The sequence below is a fragment of the Mesorhizobium sp. ISC15 genome (assembly GCF_037162615.1).
GTDB classification, from domain to species: Bacteria; Pseudomonadota; Alphaproteobacteria; order Rhizobiales; family Rhizobiaceae; genus Mesorhizobium; species Mesorhizobium mediterraneum.
This window is the reverse complement of sequence record NZ_JAVSPX010000001.1, coordinates 3,273,371-3,289,678: the sequence shown is the minus strand read 5'-3', so window position 1 is coordinate 3,289,678 and position 16,308 is coordinate 3,273,371. Positions and strand designations below refer to the sequence as shown.

Annotated in this window: 15 protein-coding genes; 6 read left to right on the top strand and 9 right to left on the bottom strand. The window is 63.5% G+C overall.

The window, feature by feature from the left end; all coding sequences use genetic code 11:
• Positions 1–6 precede the first annotated feature (6 nt).
• Positions 7–912, bottom strand: a complete 906-nt coding sequence (locus RPG13_RS15680) for an alpha/beta fold hydrolase (RefSeq protein WP_337125447.1) — start codon at positions 910–912, stop codon at positions 7–9.
• Between the two features lie 118 nt (positions 913–1,030).
• Here RPG13_RS15680 and RPG13_RS15675 point away from each other — a divergent pair, with 118 nt between their 5' ends.
• On the top strand, positions 1,031–1,621 hold the full coding sequence (locus RPG13_RS15675) for a CGNR zinc finger domain-containing protein (RefSeq protein ID WP_095486525.1): 591 nt from the start codon (positions 1,031–1,033) through the stop codon (positions 1,619–1,621).
• A 311-nt stretch (positions 1,622–1,932) separates the two neighbouring features.
• Here the strand turns inward: RPG13_RS15675 and RPG13_RS15670 are convergent, their stop codons facing one another.
• From RPG13_RS15670 to RPG13_RS15650, 5 genes are all read right to left on the bottom strand, one after another.
• Positions 1,933–2,178, bottom strand: coding sequence for a MoaD/ThiS family protein (locus RPG13_RS15670; RefSeq protein ID WP_095486524.1), 246 nt, complete (start codon positions 2,176–2,178; stop codon positions 1,933–1,935).
• On the bottom strand, positions 2,178–4,442 hold the full coding sequence (locus RPG13_RS15665) for a xanthine dehydrogenase family protein molybdopterin-binding subunit (RefSeq protein ID WP_337125446.1): 2,265 nt from the start codon (positions 4,440–4,442) through the stop codon (positions 2,178–2,180). Before RPG13_RS15665 ends, RPG13_RS15670 begins: the two co-directional genes overlap by 1 nt.
• 2 nt (positions 4,443–4,444) lie before the next feature.
• Entirely contained in the window at positions 4,445–4,921 is a 477-nt protein-coding gene (locus tag RPG13_RS15660) for a (2Fe-2S)-binding protein (protein ID WP_126107184.1), read from the bottom strand.
• Entirely contained in the window at positions 4,921–5,781 is an 861-nt protein-coding gene (locus RPG13_RS15655) for an FAD binding domain-containing protein (RefSeq protein WP_337125445.1), read from the bottom strand. Before RPG13_RS15655 ends, RPG13_RS15660 begins: the two co-directional genes overlap by 1 nt.
• A gap of 176 nt (positions 5,782–5,957) precedes the next feature.
• The gene (locus tag RPG13_RS15650) at positions 5,958–7,496 is read right to left on the bottom strand and encodes a helicase HerA-like C-terminal domain-containing protein (RefSeq protein WP_337125444.1); all 1,539 of its coding nucleotides are present in this window, start codon (positions 7,494–7,496) and stop codon (positions 5,958–5,960) included.
• Positions 7,497–7,757: 261 nt separating this feature from the next.
• Between RPG13_RS15650 and RPG13_RS15645 the strand changes: the two genes are divergently transcribed.
• The 4 genes from RPG13_RS15645 (at position 7,758) to RPG13_RS15630 (ending at position 11,999) form a co-directional block, all read left to right on the top strand.
• Positions 7,758–9,200: a methylmalonyl-CoA mutase subunit beta gene (locus RPG13_RS15645; RefSeq protein WP_337125443.1), complete on the top strand. Its 1,443-nt coding sequence runs from the start codon at positions 7,758–7,760 to the stop codon at positions 9,198–9,200.
• Positions 9,197–11,320 carry a methylmalonyl-CoA mutase gene (gene scpA, locus RPG13_RS15640; RefSeq protein ID WP_292621794.1) on the top strand — a complete coding sequence of 708 codons (2,124 nt, stop codon included), beginning with the start codon at positions 9,197–9,199 and terminating at the stop codon, positions 11,318–11,320. Before RPG13_RS15645 ends, scpA begins: the two co-directional genes overlap by 4 nt.
• 71 nt (positions 11,321–11,391) lie before the next feature.
• Positions 11,392–11,613, top strand: coding sequence for an AbrB/MazE/SpoVT family DNA-binding domain-containing protein (locus tag RPG13_RS15635; protein ID WP_292621793.1), 222 nt, complete (start codon positions 11,392–11,394; stop codon positions 11,611–11,613).
• A complete protein-coding gene (locus tag RPG13_RS15630) occupies positions 11,610–11,999 on the top strand; it encodes a type II toxin-antitoxin system death-on-curing family toxin (RefSeq protein ID WP_337125442.1) in 390 nt (129 codons plus the stop codon). Before RPG13_RS15635 ends, RPG13_RS15630 begins: the two co-directional genes overlap by 4 nt.
• Here the strand turns inward: RPG13_RS15630 and RPG13_RS15625 are convergent.
• Complete coding sequence (locus RPG13_RS15625) at positions 11,996–12,469, bottom strand: GreA/GreB family elongation factor (protein ID WP_095486516.1); 474 nt, start codon at positions 12,467–12,469, stop codon at positions 11,996–11,998. The genes RPG13_RS15630 and RPG13_RS15625 overlap by 4 nt on opposite strands.
• Before the next feature lie 119 nt (positions 12,470–12,588).
• Here RPG13_RS15625 and RPG13_RS15620 point away from each other — a divergent pair, with 119 nt between their 5' ends.
• The gene (locus RPG13_RS15620; protein ID WP_337125441.1) at positions 12,589–13,965 is read left to right on the top strand and encodes a TIGR03808 family TAT-translocated repetitive protein; all 1,377 of its coding nucleotides are present in this window, start codon (positions 12,589–12,591) and stop codon (positions 13,963–13,965) included.
• A gap of 9 nt (positions 13,966–13,974) precedes the next feature.
• On the opposite strand, the gene RPG13_RS15615 is transcribed toward RPG13_RS15620, so the two are convergent.
• Positions 13,975–14,979, bottom strand: a complete 1,005-nt coding sequence (locus tag RPG13_RS15615) for an asparaginase (protein ID WP_095486515.1) — start codon at positions 14,977–14,979, stop codon at positions 13,975–13,977.
• Positions 14,980–15,109: 130 nt separating this feature from the next.
• On the bottom strand, positions 15,110–16,276 hold the full coding sequence (locus tag RPG13_RS15610; RefSeq protein ID WP_337125440.1) for an acetyl-CoA acetyltransferase: 1,167 nt from the start codon (positions 16,274–16,276) through the stop codon (positions 15,110–15,112).
• Between the last annotated feature and the right edge of the window lie 32 nt (positions 16,277–16,308).

Sequence of the window (16,308 nt, the reverse complement as noted above, 5' to 3'; positions counted from 1 at the left end):
CCGCCGTCAATTGGCGGAATCTCGAAACACGCCGGCGTCCACGTCGAGCATGAAGCGGCTCACAAGAGCCGCGCATTCTCTATGATGGGTTTCCAAAAGCTGGTGTCCGCTTTCGAAGACGTGGATCTCCAGCGCATCAAGGATGCGGTTGTATGCCATGATCTCGTTGATATCAAAGAAGGGATCGTGCCTACCCCAAAGCAGAAGGCACGGCGGCTGATGCTCGGAGTGGTAGGCCCGGATGGTCGGGAAACGCGCAATGTGCGACCCGTAATCGGAGAAGATCTTGAACTGGATATCGATGATTCCGGGCCGCGACAGACGCTCCCAGTCGAGATGCCAACCCTCGGGAGGATAGAGAGACGCCAGGCGCTCCGGCTGCTCTCCGACATACTGGTATCGGGTCGTCTCGAAATTCATCCAGTCGGGGAGCTTGGCCCTGTTCTCCTCGGTCGGGTCGGCAAAGAACGCCTTCGGGGCGTCCCATCCCTGCCCCAGCCCCTCCTCATGCGCATTGCCGTTCTGGACGATCAGACCACGGATGCGGTCCGGCCGGCGTGTTGCGAGGTGATAGCCTACCGGGGTGCCGAAATCGTGGATAAACAGGAAGAATCCCTCGAGGTCCAGCGCAGCGAGGAACGCGTCGATCGTGTCGGCAATGTTCTCGAACCTGTAGTCGTAGGCATCGGCGGATGGCGCGGAGGAGTAGCCGAAACCAGGCAGATCCGGCGCAAGGACATAGGCGGTTTCCGCCAATGGCTCGATGATGTTGCGATACATGTAAGACGAGGTCGGATAGCCGTGCAGCAGCAGGATCGCCGACCTCGCCGGGTCGCCGGCATGCCGGTAGAAGATGTCCAGGCCTTTGACATTGATGGTCTCGTGGCGGGTCTTGTGGTGATGGTTTTGCATCTCTCATTCCTCCTTCTCGTGCCGGACGTGACATCGCCCTGGCCTCGAAACCGGATTTCCGTATTATAGCGGTTACAGTGCTTGTAACCGGATAACAGGTCAGACGAGGTTAGGTTCCGTGGCGAACGCACATACGCAATGGGTGCAGGAGCACTTCATTGGCGGGCATCCCGCCCTCGACCTGGCGAACGCCGTGTTCAATCGGCGGGTGCCCGAGCAGGATAACGAACTGCTTAAATCCGCCCGGGACATCGGAAACTGGTTCAAGGCATCGGGGCTTGCAGATGCTCGCCAGGCAGAAGCGGTCGCCAGCATAACGGGCGAACCGCTCATCGAACGGGTCCACGCGGTGCGGGAGGCGTCGGCCCGGGTCTTCGGGGCGATCGCCGCGGGCCGGCCCCCCGCGATGGAGGCGCTGAGCTTCCTGTTTTCCGGTGCGGCAAGCGGGCTTGCCGCCGGGTCCATCTTACCGACCGACGCGCGACCGGAACTCACTTTGGTCGAGTGGCGGAACCCGGCCGCCGTCACGGCCTTCCTGGCCGTGCTGTCGGTGGAAGCCTTCTTCACCCTGTCGCGGGAAAGGCTGCGCTCCTGTCCGCGCTGCGGCTGGCTTTTCCTGGACACGTCGCGAGGCGGGAAACGCCGCTGGTGCAGCATGCGGACTTGCGGAAACCGCGAGAAGGTGTCGCGCCACAGGGAGCATGCCTAACCGAACGGCTTCATCGTGATGTCGCGGCAGAGACAAGACCACAGCGGATGCCGTCGGCCGCCACATCTATCTTGGCGCTACCGCGTCCAGTTGCGCAAATGCGCTCTGGCTGCTCAGGTTCGGACCACGTCAAGGCCCGCGGAAGGCTGAAGGTCCGCTTCCAAGAAATCAAGCCTCAAAGCTGCCAATCCTGCTTCGGCCCAGAAGCAGTCATCAAAAAGGAGCCGAACTCGCCGGCTGAACTGACCAAGAACTCTCGTGAATAACCGAGGTTTCTCGAGCCTACATGGCAGGTCAACACGGTTGTCCAGTCATCCTCCGGCAAGACGCGGCAGCAGGAAAATTTCAGCACCTTCTGGCAATTCCTTCGACCAGGTATCGCGATAGATCGTCCCGTCTATGGCGACGGCGATGCCGCGATCGATCAAGGGCTCCAGGCCGGGATACTGTTCAGCCAGCTTCCTGAACAGCTCCCTTATGTCCTTTGCTTCGATGTCGACCTTGTTCTTGCCTCCGGCGGCCGCGCCAAGCGATCCCCAGAGCGTCACTTCAACCATCAGCCTGCCCGTTCGGCCTCGATCGCCGCCAGGATGCGCGGCGGCGACATCGGGATATGCGTCATCCGCACGCCCGCGGCGTTCGACACCGCATTGGCGATCGCCGCCAGCGGCGGCACGATCGATGTCTCGCCGACGCCGCGCACCCCGTAAGGGTGGTTGGGGTTGGGGATCTCGAGGATCTGCGTGTCGATCATCGGCAGGTCCGAGCAGACCGGGATGCGGTAGTCGAGGAAGCCAGCATTCTGAAGCCGCCCGTCCTTGCCGTAGATATACTCCTCGTTGAGCGCCCAGCCGATGCCTTGCGCGGCGCCCCCCTGGTACTGTCCCTCCACATAGGTCGGGTGCACCGCCTTGCCGGCGTCCTGGACGACGGTGTAGCGCAGCACCTTCGTGGCGCCGGTCTCGGGATCGACCTCGATATCGCAGATATGGGTGGCGAAGGAGACGCCCGCGCCATCGGCGACGAGTTCGCTGTGGCCGGCAATCGGCCCTCCAGTTTTGCCCGACTCGGCCGCGATCTCCTTCAGCGACAGCTTTCCGAGGTTGCCGTGCTTCTCGCCCTTGGCGACCGCATGGCCCTGTTCCCAGGCCACGTCGTCGACGGAAATGTCCCACATCTGCGCGGCGCGTTCCCGCAGGACCTTGATCGCGTTGCGGGCGGCCGAGATCGTCGCCATAGAGGACGAGAAGGTGCCCCGACTGCCGTCCGTCATATCATTGTAACCGAGGCTGGAAGTATCGGCGACCACCGCCTTGACCTGCTCATAGGCGATGCCAAGTTCTTCCGCGGCCACCAGCGACAGCGAAGCGCGCGAGCCGCCGACGTCAACGGTTCCGACGGCAAGCGAGACCGAGCCGTCCATGCCGATGTTGAGGTCCGTACAGGTCTGGCCGCCGAAGTTGAACCAGAACCCGCAAGCCATGCCGCGGCCCTGGTTCTTGCCGAGCGGAGCCTTCATGTGCGGGTGGTTCTTCGCCGCTTCGAGCGTCGGGCCGATGCCGATCGGGCCATATACCGGGCCGTAGGACGATCTGGTGCCCTCCTGCGCGGCGTTTCTGATCCGGAATTCGACCGGGTCCATGCCGATCTCCTTGGCCAGTTCGTCGATTGCGCTCTCCACCGCGAAGGCAGCCATCGGCGCTGACGGCGCGCGATAGGCGGCGGTCTTCGGCCGGTTGACCAGAACTTCATAGCCGACCGTCTTGACGTTCTCGAGCCTGTAGCAGGCAAACGCGGTCATGGCACCGATCTCGGCCCACATGCCGGCATAGGGGCCGCAGGAATAGCGCAAGGTCGCCTCGGCTGCGGTGATCGTGCCGTCCTTGCGGGCACCGATCTTGACGTCGATCGAGGTGGCACTTGTCGGCCCAGAGGCGCGGAACACCTCGTCGCGCGTCATGACCAACTTAACCGGCCGGCCAGCCTTGCGCGACAGCGCCAGCGCCACCGGCTCGGCCCAGACATGAGTCTTGCCGCCGAAACCGCCGCCGATCTCCGACGAGGTGACGCGCAGCTTCGAGGCTTCCATGCCAAGCAACTGGGCGCAATGCTGGCGATAGACGAAATGCCCTTGCGTGCAGACCCAGAGGTCGGCGGTCCCGTCGGAGCTGACATTGGCCACGCAGGCATGCGGCTCGATATAGCCCTGATGCGTCTGCTCGGTCTTGAAGGAACGTTCGACGACGAAATCGGCCTGGCCGAAACCCTCATGAATGTCGCCATGGCCATACTGGGTGCGCTTGGTGACGTTGGAAGGCTTGACGGGCTTCTCCTCAAGGCCCTCGGTGAAGATCGCGTCGTTGAGCAGGGGTGCCGTGTGCTTCATCGCCTCGTCGACATCGGTCACATGCGGCAGCACCTCATAGTCGACCTCGATCAGCTTCAGCGCTTGCCTCGCTATGCGGGCGTCGACCGCTGCGACCGCGGCCACCGCATGGCCGTCATAGAGCGCCTTCTTGCGCGCCATGCAGTTGTCGAGGATGTCGTACATGGCGGCATCGCCATCGGTGAGGTCAGGCAGGTCGGCGGCGGTGATCACCGCCTTGACGCCGGGGAGCTTCTCCGCCTTCGACGTGTCGATCCTCCTGATCGTGGCATGCGCGTGGGGGCTTCTGAGAACACGCCCGACCAGCTGGCCGGCCATGTTGAAATCCGCGCCGTAGCGGGCGCGGCCCGTCACCTTGTCGACGCCGTCGGGACGGATGGGGCGAGTGCCGACGGATGTGAAATTGCGCCCCGCGAAACGTGGATCGAAATTCATCGTCAGGCTCCCTTCATCACGCTGGCAGCGTCCTGGACGGCGCGCACGATCTTGTCATAGCCGGTGCAGCGGCAGAGATTCCCGGCGAGGCCAAAGCGGATTTCCTCCTCGGTCGGGTCGGGGTTCTTGGCCAAAAGGTCCTTGGCCGCAATCAGGAAGCCCGGCGTGCAGATGCCGCATTGCAGTGCTGCGTGTTCGAGGAACTTCTGCTGCAGCGGATGCAGCGTGTCGCCATGCGCCATGCCTTCGACGGTCTCGACGCGCCGGCCCTCGGCCTCCGCGCCAAGCACCAGGCACGAGCACACCAGCCGGTCGTCGAGGATGATGCTGCAGGCGCCGCAATCGCCGGTGCCGCAGCCTTCCTTGGCACCGGTCAGGCCGAGGCGGTCGCGCAGCACATCGAGCAGCGTCTCGTCCGGTTGGCAAAGGTATTCGAAATTGTCGCCGTTGATTGTCGTTGAGACTGCTACGCCGGCCATCATTTGCCTCCTGCACGTGCATAGGCGGTCATGGCGGCCCGCCTGGCCAGCACACCCGCAACTTTTCTTCTGAATTCGACGGTGCCGCGCTTGTCGTCGATCGGACGGCAGGCCCCCGCGCAGACCTTGGCGAGCCGCTCAAGTGCTGCTTCGTCCATCTTCCTGCCGATGAGGGCCTCGGCGGCCTCCTCGACCAGCAGCACCGTCGCGGCCACGGCGCCCAGGGCCACGCGGGCCGCCTTGACGACACCTTGCTCATCGAGCGTCAGGTTCACGCCGGCGCTGACCACGGCGATGTCCATCTCCGTGCGTGGAATGAAACGCAGATAGGCATCGCCGGAGCGCAGCGCGCGCCTGTCGAGCAGGATCGCCTCGATGATCTCTCCCTTGGCGAGCGACGTCTTGCCCGGCCCGGTCGGCACGGTTTCCACTGGGATTGTGCGCTTGCCTCCGGGCCCGATAACCAACGCCCTGGCGTGGGCGGCCACCAGCGCCGGCACGCTATCGGCGGCCGGCGAGGCGTTGCAGAGATTGCCGACGATGGTGCAGCGCCCCTGTACCTGCTTGGAGCCGATCAGCTTAGCCGCTTCGACGACGCCAGGCCATGCTGTCTTCAGGGCCGCGTTCTCTCCCAATGCAGCGCAGGGGACCGCGGCACCAATGCTGAAGCCCTCCGCCGTTTCCCTGATTTCGCTGAGCCCATCGATCGCCTTGATGTCGACGATCAGCTCGGGTTCGATGAAGCCGCCTTTCATCCTCACCAGCAGGTCGCTGCCTCCGGCGAGAATGGCGGCTGTGCCGGACGAGCCGGTCAACTGGCCAACGGCGTCTTCGATTGAAAGCGGACGTATGTAACGCATCGTCTCCCCTTGGTTATCGCAATCTCATCAACCGTTATAAGGAGTCTCCTCACAATGGCCACCCGGTTCTGCATTTGCGGCAATTCAGCTAGGGCCAACCTGAAATGACGTGTGCCGTGACGGGATTTTTCAGACTCGGCGCCCGGCCGATTCCCACCTTTTTGGGTCCGATGCTCTCAGCGCCCCCTGGCGAGACTGCCGAGAATGCCGCGCACGATCGCCCGTCCCACGGACGAGCCGACCGAACGAACCACCGATTTGATCGCCGCCTCCGCCACCGTCTGGCGATTGGATGCGCGCCGCGCCGGTGCTCGGCCGGTGGTCTGGGGGGCGGGATCGTCATTGCCGAAGCCTGGAATGGTCCAGCGCGAGCGGCCGCTCTCCTGCTGCTGCGCCTCTGCGTCCAGAGCGTCCTTGGCTTTTTTCTGCAGCATCTCGAAAGCCGATTCGCGATCGATGGTCTGGTCGTACTGCCCCGCAACCGGGCTCTCAGTGATCAGCTTGCGGCGCTCGTCAGGCGTGATCGGACCAAGTCGTGACGACGGCGGGCGAACCAGCGTCCGTTGGACCATCGAAGGAGCGCCCTTCGCTTCCAGCGTCGAGACCAACGCCTCGCCAGTGCCGAGCTGTGTGATCACGGTCGCGCAGTCGAAGTCGGGATTGGGCCTGAACGTCTCGGCGGCCGTCCTCACCGCCTTCTGCTCCCGCGGCGTGTAGGCGCGAAGCGCGTGCTGCACCCGGTTGCCGAGCTGGGCCAGAACCGTTTCAGGGATATCCAGCGGATTCTGGGTGACGAAGTAAACGCCGACGCCCTTCGAGCGGATCAGGCGGACCACCTGCTCGACCCGGTCGATCAGCACCTTCGGCGCATCGTCGAACAGAAGGTGCGCCTCGTCGAAGAAGAAGACCAGCTTTGGCTTGTCGGGGTCGCCGACTTCAGGCAGTTCCTCGAACAGCTCCGACATCAGCCACAAAAGGAATGTCGCATAGAGCCGGGGATTCGCCATCAGCTTGTCGGCGGCCAGCACGCTGATGGCGCCGCGCCCGTCGCGGGTGGTGCGCATGATGTCGGCGATCCGCAACGCCGGCTCGCCGAAGAAATTCGTCGCCCCCTGCTGCTCCAGGACCAGCAAGGTGCGCTGGATAGCGCCGACCGAAGGCTTGGTGACATTGCCATAGCGAGCCCCGATTTCCTGGGCGCGATCGGCAATGTTGGCAAGAAGCGCCTGCAGATCCTTCAGATCCAGCAGCAACAGGCCCTCCTCGTCGGCGATACGGAAGGCGATGTTCATGATGCCTTCCTGTGCCTCGGAGAGGTTCATCAGCCGCGACAGAAGCAGCGGCCCCATTTCCGAGACGGTGGCGCGTATCGGATGGCCCTGCTCGCCGAACAGATCCCAGAAGATGACCGGAAACTCCTGGAATTCATAAGGATCGAGCTTGACCTGCTCGGCGCGCTTGACCAGAAAATCCTGTGCCGTGCCCATCATGGTGATACCGGACAGGTCGCCCTTGATGTCGGCGCAGAAGACCGGCACGCCGGCATTGGAGAAACCTTCCGCCAGAATCTGCAAGGTCACGGTCTTGCCGGTGCCGGTCGCACCGGTGACCAGGCCGTGGCGATTGCCATACTGAAGCAGCAGATTTTCGGCGCGCTGGTAGCTGTCATCAGGCTTGCGGCTGGCCCCTATGAAAATACTGGTGTCGTCAGCCATGTGTCGGGTCTCCGCAAACCTGAAGTGTTGAACGCCCTGATCTATTGAAAGTAACCGGGCTCGCCGCAGGTATAATGACGCCATTGCGCAGCGACAATGGCCATGGTCGAAATTGAGTTTTTTGGAGCTTGCGGATTTTGCGCATGTTTGGCAATCGGTTGACGGTTCACTGTCGCAGGAAGCGTGTTGCATTGTGATCTGCGACTGGGAACCGTAGACTGACGTTCCAGGCCGATGCGGCCGATAAGACGAGGAGAGCGGATGGGCGCCGGTGCCTTGAACCACGATGCCGAACTTCCGAACCCTGACCGGCAGCGGTGGCTGGCCCTTGCGGAAAAAGCCCTGGCCGGCGGATCCTTCGAGGAAAAGCTCGTGTCCCATACGGACGATGCGATCCGCATCGAGCCGCTCTATGATCGTTCGGTCACCGCAGAGCCTCTCGCGCGGGCAAATCCCAGATCGCCCTGGATCGTCAGCCAGCGTATCGACGATCCGGATATCGATCGCGCCAAGGCCCAAGCCCTGGAAGACGTCGCACAGGGCGCCACCGGATTGTCGCTAGTCTTCGAAGGCGCGCCGAATGCGTTCGGCTACGGTCTGCCGAGGACTGCCGAGGCGCTGGAGACCGTGCTGGACGGCGTGCCGCTCAATCGCATTCAGGTCCGCATCGACGCCCATCCCTGGAGCCGCGCCGTGGCCGACTGGCTGGTTGCGTTTTTGAGCAAGCGCCGGTCAGACCCGGCAAAGCTCAACCTTTCATTCGGCATCGATCCGGCGGCGATATTTGCCGGAACCGGCCGGTTGCGCATGTCGATCGAAGCCCTGCAGGCGTCGATGCCGCAGTCCCTGGCGCATTTTTTCTCGATGGGCGTGCCCGGGGTTCTGCTGGAGGCAGACGGGCGCGTCTTCCACAATGCCGGCGCCACCGAAGCGCAGGAGCTGGGCACCATGATGGCTTCGGCGGTCTCCTATCTCCGGATGTTCGAGGAGGCGCGCCAGCCGCTTGTCTATGCGGCGCCCCATATCGGCTTTGCGCTGAGCGTCGACCAGGACCAGTTCGTGTCGATGGCCAAGGTCAGGGCCCTGCGCAGGCTGTGGGCGCGTGTTCAGGAGGCATGCTCGATCTCCGCCTCTACCGCCAACATCCATGCCGAGACGTCCTTCCGAATGATGACTTTGGCAGACCCGGAGACAAACATCCTGCGCAGCACCATTGCCGGTTTTGCCGCGGCGGCCGGCGGGGCGGATTCGATCTCCATCCTGCCGCATACGATAGCGCATGGCCTGCCGGCGGGCTTTGCCCGCCGTGTCGCCCGCAATACGCAACTGATCATGGCCAACGAAAGCCATATCGATCATGTCGTCGACCCTGCTTGCGGTTCGGGCGCCGTCGAAGCACTGACCGCCGAACTCTGCGAAGCGGCCTGGGAAGAATTCCAGCGGATCGAGGCGGAAGGTGGCGTGCTGTCCAGCCTGCAGCAAGGACACATCCAGAAACGGGTTCAGGCCGCCTCCGCCCGCCGCAATGCTGCCTATCAGGCGGGCGAGCGGGCCATCATCGGCACCACGCTTCACCCGTCGAAGACCGAACGTCCGGTCGAAACGCTGGCGGCGGAGCGGCGGCCCGCCGTCACCGAGGGCGTGGCAGTGTGCGAGCCGCTATTTCCGGTCCGCATCGACCAATCGATCGGAGCAGCGCCATGATCCCGGATTTCAGCCAGATCGGCTGGTCGGCGCCGCGCCGGGCGCCGGTGGAGGTAAAGGGCCAGCGGATGACGCCGGAAGGACTGGCCATCAAGCATCTGTACAACCAGGGCGACCTCAAGGGATTGCCGCATCTCGACACTTATCCGGGCCTGCCGCCATTCGTGCGCGGCCCCTACCCGACCATGTATGTCCAGCAGCCCTGGACGATCCGGCAATATGCCGGCTTCTCGACGGCGGAAGAGTCGAATGCTTTTTACCGGCGCAACCTTGCGGCCGGCCAGAAGGGGCTGTCGGTCGCTTTCGACCTCGCCACGCATCGCGGCTACGACAGCGATCATCCGCGTGTTGCCGGCGATGTCGGCATGGCCGGCGTCGCCATTGATTCCATCCTCGACATGCGCCAGCTCTTCGACGGCATTCCGCTTGATGAAATGACGGTGTCAATGACGATGAACGGCGCGGTGCTGCCGATCATGGCACTCTACATCGTGGCGGCGGAAGAACAAGGCGTTGCGCAGAAGGACCTCGCCGGAACCATTCAGAACGACATCCTGAAAGAGTTCATGGTGCGCAACACCTACATTTATCCGCCCAAGCCTTCGATGCGGATAGTGTCGGACATCTTCACCTACACGTCGCAGCACATGCCGAAGTTCAATTCGATTTCGATCTCCGGCTATCACATGCAGGAGGCAGGGGCGACCGCCGATCTCGAGCTCGCCTATACGATCGCCGACGGCATCGAATATGCTCGCGCCGGGGTCGCGGCGGGTCTCGATATCGACCGCTTCGCGCCGCGCCTTTCATTCTTCTGGGCGATCGGCATGAATTTCTTCATGGAGGTCGCCAAGTTGAGGGCAGCCCGCCTTTTGTGGTCGAGCCTGATGCTGAAGAACTTCTTGCCGAAGGACGAGCGTTCGCTGTCGCTGCGCACCCATTGCCAGACTTCGGGCTGGTCGCTGACGGCGCAGGACCCTTACAACAACATCGTCCGCACCATGATCGAGGCAATGGCGGCGACGCAGGGTCTTACGCAATCGCTGCACACCAACGCCTTCGACGAGGCGATGGCGCTGCCGACGGATCATTCGGCTCGCATCGCTCGCAACACCCAGCTGATCCTGCAAAAGGAATCCGGCACCACCCGTGTCATCGACCCGTGGGGCGGCTCTGCCTATCTCGAACGGCTGACGCATGATCTGGCGGCGCGCGCGCTTGCCCATATCGAAGAGATCGAGAGCCTGGGCGGCATGGCCGCCGCAACCGAAAAAGGCATACCCAAGCTGCGCATCGAAGAGGCCGCAGCGCGCACGCAGGCACGGATCGACTCCGGTGAGCAGATACTGGTCGGCGTCAACGCCCACCGCCCCGGGACTGATATCGAGGTCGACGTGCTGAAGATCGACAATGCCGAAGTCAGGGCCCGGCAATTGTCGAAGCTGCAAAGGCTGAAAGGCACGCGCGACGTCGGCGCGGTCGAGAGCGCGCTGGATGCGCTGAGCCGCGCTGCGGAGGGCGGCGAAAATCTGCTGGAGTTCGCCATCCGCGCCGCGCGCGCCAACGCCACGGTCGGGGAGATTTCGCTGGCGCTGGAAAAGGTCTTCGGCCGCCATGTCGCCTCGGTCCAGACGATCTCCGGCATCTACCGCAAGGCGCTTGGCGACAATCCGGTGGTCGACCGGCTGCAGGACAAGATCGTGGCGTTCGAGGAGAAATCCGGCGGCAAGCCGCGCATTCTCGTGGCCAAAATGGGACAGGACGGCCATGACCGCGGCCAGAAGGTCATCGCCACCGCCTTTGCCGATCTCGGCTTCGACGTCACCGTCGGGCCGATGTTCCAGACGCCGGAAGAGATCGCCAGGCTCGCGGTCGAGCATGACGTGCATATCGTTGGCGCCTCGTCGCTGGCAGCGGGGCACCTGACGCTCATTCCCGAACTTAAGGGTGCGCTGAAGAAGCTCGGGCGCGACGGCATGCTGATCGTCGCCGGCGGCGTCATCCCGCCGCAGGATTACGATGCGGTGTTGCAGGCGGGTGCCGCGGAAATCTTCCCGCCGGGCACCGTCATCCCAGAAGCGGCGGAACGGCTGATCGATCGGCTTCTGCAAGTGGGCTGAGCCTGTTATAATATCCGTTGTAACTGAGAGCGGATTGCGTTATAATTTGTGTTGCAACAAGGTGCAGCGCTATGAACACGACCATCCGCAAGATCGGTAATTCCGAAGGCGTGATCCTGCCGAGGGAACTTCTCGAGCGTCTGAACCTGAAGGCTGGCGACCAGCTTCAAATCGTTGAAACAGGTGACGGCCTTGCGCTGAAGCCGGTGGACGATAGCTTCGAGCGGCAAATGAAAGCTGCCCGCGAGGTGATGGACAAATACAAGGTCGCGCTTCAGAAGCTCGCTGAATGAGCTGGCAATTCCTGAGCCGGCGCGCCGAGGAAGCGATGCACGCGGAGCAGTTGCGTCGGCATGGCGGCGCGCAGGGTTTGAGAGACGAGAATGCTCTTGAATCGGCGCTCGCTCGCGCCGAGAACAAGGCGAACTATGGTGATCCATCGATCGAGGATCTGGCTGCGGCCTATATCTTCGGCATCGCCAGAAATCACGCCTTTGTCGACGGCAACAAGCCCACGGCCATCGTCGCCGCCGGCGCGTTCCTGATTGTCAACGGCTATACGCTGACGGCCGACAACGGCACGGTCTACGAATTCGTCATGGGCGTTGCCGCCGGCGAGATCGACGAGGCCGGCGCGGCGGCATTCTTCCGCGACCATGTCATCAAGGTCGAGGACTAATTGTCGGAGAGCTTGACGATCTCCCATTCCTTGCCGTTCACCACGGCAATTTCGCCGATCCTCTTGCCGTACAAGGCCAGGGCCATCGGTGAAACATGTGAAATTGTGCCCTTGGCCGGATCGGCCTCATCCTCGCCGACGATCTTCCAGTGTACCTTCCTGCCGTCATCGCCTTCCAGCGTGACGCCCATGCCAAAGCGAACCAGGTCGCTGCCCGGTTCCGGTAGGGAAAGCTCGGCGCTTTCACGCCGCGCGGTCCAGTAGCGCAGGTCGCGCGATATGAGCGCGATGCGCTCGCGGTCGGCCCTCTTCTCCGCCCTGCCCAAATCATCGCGCAGGGCAGCCAGTTCGGAGTCGATCATCGCCAGGCCGCGTTCCGTCACCAGATTGCGGTGATGGCTGATCGGCCGCTCGCCGATGCCGGCAATGGCGTTTTCGCTATCCTCTTCGCGCGTGAAGGCTCTGCTCATTAATCGAACTTATGCCTCGCGCGGCGACTTCACAAGCCATTGCCGCAAACCGGGCCGGGGCCGATCCGGCCTGGCACGATTCCTGCGGTGCGATGGCCGAACGCTGGGAAACTGTGCCGATGTTGAACAGACGAAAATTGCTTACGCAGACCGCCGGCTTTGCCGTCATGGGCCTCTCGCTCGGCAAGGCAGCGGCGGCCAGCCTGCCCGCCGTCGACAATGCCTCGATGCGCGGCTCGATCAACGCTGCCGACCTCGGCGTGCGGCCCGGCGCACTTGACGACCAGAGCAAGGCCTTCACCAGGCTGCTGCGCGACGCAAGCGATCGCGACATGCCGGTGTTCCTGCCGCCGGGAACCTATGTCGTATCCAACCTTTCGCTGCCTAGCCGTATCAGACTTTCCGGGGTGCCGGGTGCATCGCGGATCGTCTATGGCGGCAACGGCCATCTGCTCATGGCGGAACAGGCCGAGCACATCGAATTCACCGGGCTGGTGTTCGACGGCACCAACCGCTGGATGGGCGACTACGCGCAAGGACTGCTCGACCTGCGCCGCGTCGCTCACCTCGTCATCGACAATTGCCAGATATCAGGCAGCGGCAAGAACGGCCTGGCGATCGAGCACGCTTCGGGCCGCATCGAGCGCTCGGAAATATCAGGCGCTGCCGACGCCGGCATCTATTCGGTCGAAGCCACCGGCTTGGCGATATCAGGCAACACTGTGTCCGACTGCGCCAATGGCGGCATCCTCGTGCACCGCTGGCAAGCGGCCGAGGACGGCACGATCGTCAGCGGCAACCGCGTCGAGCGTATTCAGGCGCGTAGCGGCGGAACCGGCCAGAACGGCAACGGCATCAATGCGTTCCGCGCCGGCAACGTCATCATCTCGGGCAATATCGTCTCGGACTGCGCGTTTTCGGCGATCCGCGCCAACAGCGCCAGCAATCTGCACATCACCGGCAACACCTGCTCGCGGTCGGGCGAGACCGCCGTGTATTCCGAATTCTCGTTCGAGGGGGCGATCCTCAGCAACAACATCGTCGACGGCGCCGCCAACGGCATCTCGATCGTCAATTTCAACGAAGGCGGCCGTATGGGCGTATGTTCAGGAAACATCGTGCGCAATCTCTCGACCAGCGGCCCCTATCCTGCCGATCCGCCCGGTTTCGGCATCGGTATCAACGTCGAGGCCGATACCACCGTCTCCGGCAACGTCGTCGAGAATGCGCCGCTCTACGGCATGCACATCGGCTGGGGGCCGTTCATGCGCAATGTGGTCGCTACCGCAAACGTCATCCGCAAGGCCGGAACCGCCATCGCCGTCACCGTGGTCGAGGGCGCCGGAACGGCGGTCATCTCCGACAATGTCATCGACGGCGCCCAAAACGGCGCGATCGTCGGCCACCGCTGGGCCGAGCCGGTGACCGGCGACCTCGCCTCATCAGGCAATGCCGGCTATGCGCATCTGACCATCGAGCGCAATCAGGTGAGCTGAATGCCGTTCTCAGCTCAATGCGGCGGTGGGCCTGACAGCGCCAACCTTGGCGCCAACCCGGCTTTGGATGGGTGGATTTGCCTGCTCGATCAGCTTCGCCGCCAGCGCCCTGTCGGCGTGCAAAAGCCTAGCCATGCATGCCGCGACCATGACTTCCGCCGCGCGGCCAGCGCCATCATCGCATTTCAACGCCACGCCAAGGCCAAGCTCGGGCAAAGCCGCGCAATAGACGCCTTCGGCCCCTCCCTTCACAAAAATCCGGCCGGGTGCGGCCTCCATCAGCGCAACATCAGCCCTGCCCGTGCCGGCGACCAGAAAGGGCTCGGCCATGCAGGCGCAAAGCAGCCGCTTTGCCGCCTTGGCGCGCACGGGTTCAAAGCCGACGCCGGTCGCCATGCGGGCAAAGCCGAGCGCGAAGCTGCGTAGCGGCACGGCATAGGTCGGGATCGAGCAGCCGTCGGTGCCGCAATGATCGATGTCATGGGCGGCCCCGGTCACCGCTTGCATCGCATCGCGCACCATCTCCTGCGAGGCATGGCCTGATTTGACATAGCCGCGATGGGCGATACCGGCGTGAACGCAGGTGCAGAGGAAGCCCGCATGCTTGCCTGAGCAATTGTTGTGCAGCGCGTTTGGCAAGGTGCCGGCGCTGGCCAGCGCAACCGTCGCATCATGGCTGGACGGCCAATGCGCGCCGCATTCCAGCGCCGCCTCGTCCAGTCCGGCTTTCGCCAGCATCGCCCGCGCCAGTTCGACATGCGCCGGCTCGCCGGAATGCGAGGCGCAGGCAAGCGCCAGTTCGCGGTCGCCGAAGCCAAACGCGTCGGCGGCGCCGCTTTCGACCAGCGGCAGCGCCTGGATAGCCTTGACCGCTGAGCGCGGAAATACCGGGCGGGCCGTATCGCCGATTTCCCAGACCGAGTTGCCGTCGGCATCGAAAACCGCAACGGCGCCACGATGCGCGCTCTCGACCACAGCGCCGCGCAAAACTTCGACCAGAACCGGATTTGTCATGATTTCCCCGCTAACGCATGACCTCGAAAATCGGAATCGATTTTCGAAAAGGATCACGCGTAAAATCAAAGTGTTACAGCGTCCCTTGCGCGCCCTAACGGGGCGCGGGGCGCTGTAATGCGGGCCGCTTTTATCTGATCCGGTCGAGAATGGAAACGTAGTTGGCGACTGCGGCGCCGCCCATGTTGAAGATGCCGCCGAGCTTGGCGCCCGGCACCTGGATGCCGCCGGCTTCGCCGACGAGCTGCATGGCGCTCAGCACGTGCATCGACACGCCGGTAGCGCCGATTGGATGACCCTTGGCCTTCAGCCCGCCGGACGGATTGACCGGCAGCCGGCCGTCCTTCGCCGTCTCGCCATCCAGCGCCAGTTTCGCGCCCTCACCCGGTTTCGCCAGGCCCATCGCCTCATATTCGATCAGCTCGGCGATGGTGAAGCAGTCATGCGTCTCGACGAAGGACAGATCGTCGAGCGTCACGCCCGCCTTCTTCAGCGCCTGGTTCCAGGCATGCTCGCAGCCTTCGAAGGCAAGGATGTCGCGCTTCGACATTGGCAGGAAATCCTGCACATGCTCGTTGGCACGGAAGGCGACCGCGCGGCGCATCTTCAACGCCGTCGCCGTGTCGGCAAGGACAAGGGCTGCGGCGCCGTCCGAGACCAGCGAACAGTCGGTACGCTTCAGGGGACCGGCAACGAATGGGTTCTTCTCGCTCTCGTGCCGGCAGAACTCATAGCCGAAATCCTTGCGCATCTGCGCATAGGGATTGTCGACGCCGTTCTTGTGGTTCTTGGCGGCGATCATCGCCAGCGCGTCCGACTGGTCGCCATAGCGCTGGAAATAGGCTTGCGCGATCTTGCCGAAAACGCCGGCGAATCCTGCCGGCGTGTCGCCCTCCTCGGGCAGATACGAGGCCCTGAGAAGGTTCCTGCCGATCTCTGGGCCGGGCGTTGTCGTCATCTGCTCGGCGCCGACCACGAGCACGATACGGGCCGCATTGGCGTCGATGGCGCGGATGCCTTGCCTGACCGCCGCCGAACCAGTCGCGCAAGCGTTCTCGACGCGGGTTGCCGGCTGGAAGCGCAGCCGGTCGTCGGCCTGCAGGACCAGGCTTGCGGTGAAATCCTGCGCGGAAAAGCCGGCATTGAAGTGGCCAAGCACGATCTCGTCGACCTCGTCCGGACCGATGCCGGCATGATCGAGCGCTTCGGTTGCGACCTTGGTGATCAGACTCTCCAGCGTCTCGCCTTCGAGCTTGCCGAAGCGCGAATGCGCCCAGCCGACGATGCATGCTGTCATGGCAATCTCCATCCTGCAGGCCCGGGCTACGC

Excerpts from the sequence above, each read along its gene's own strand:
- RPG13_RS15680 (WP_337125447.1), bottom strand. The coding sequence starts at position 912 with ATGCAAAACCATCACCACAAGACCCGCCACGAGACCATCAATGTCAAA.
- RPG13_RS15670 (WP_095486524.1), bottom strand. The coding sequence starts at position 2,178 with ATGGTTGAAGTGACGCTCTGGGGATCGCTTGGCGCGGCCGCCGGAGGC.
- RPG13_RS15665 (WP_337125446.1), bottom strand. The coding sequence starts at position 4,442 with ATGAATTTCGATCCACGTTTCGCGGGGCGCAATTTCACATCCGTCGGC.
- RPG13_RS15660 (WP_126107184.1), bottom strand. The coding sequence starts at position 4,921 with ATGGCCGGCGTAGCAGTCTCAACGACAATCAACGGCGACAATTTCGAA.
- RPG13_RS15655 (WP_337125445.1), bottom strand. The coding sequence starts at position 5,781 with ATGCGTTACATACGTCCGCTTTCAATCGAAGACGCCGTTGGCCAGTTG.
- RPG13_RS15650 (WP_337125444.1), bottom strand. The coding sequence starts at position 7,496 with ATGGCTGACGACACCAGTATTTTCATAGGGGCCAGCCGCAAGCCTGAT.
- RPG13_RS15645 (WP_337125443.1), top strand. The coding sequence starts at position 7,758 with ATGGGCGCCGGTGCCTTGAACCACGATGCCGAACTTCCGAACCCTGAC.
- scpA (WP_292621794.1), top strand. The coding sequence starts at position 9,197 with ATGATCCCGGATTTCAGCCAGATCGGCTGGTCGGCGCCGCGCCGGGCG.
- RPG13_RS15635 (WP_292621793.1), top strand. The coding sequence starts at position 11,392 with ATGAACACGACCATCCGCAAGATCGGTAATTCCGAAGGCGTGATCCTG.
- RPG13_RS15630 (WP_337125442.1), top strand. The coding sequence starts at position 11,610 with ATGAGCTGGCAATTCCTGAGCCGGCGCGCCGAGGAAGCGATGCACGCG.
- RPG13_RS15625 (WP_095486516.1), bottom strand. The coding sequence starts at position 12,469 with ATGAGCAGAGCCTTCACGCGCGAAGAGGATAGCGAAAACGCCATTGCC.
- RPG13_RS15620 (WP_337125441.1), top strand. The coding sequence starts at position 12,589 with ATGTTGAACAGACGAAAATTGCTTACGCAGACCGCCGGCTTTGCCGTC.
- RPG13_RS15615 (WP_095486515.1), bottom strand. The coding sequence starts at position 14,979 with ATGACAAATCCGGTTCTGGTCGAAGTTTTGCGCGGCGCTGTGGTCGAG.
- RPG13_RS15610 (WP_337125440.1), bottom strand. The coding sequence starts at position 16,276 with ATGACAGCATGCATCGTCGGCTGGGCGCATTCGCGCTTCGGCAAGCTC.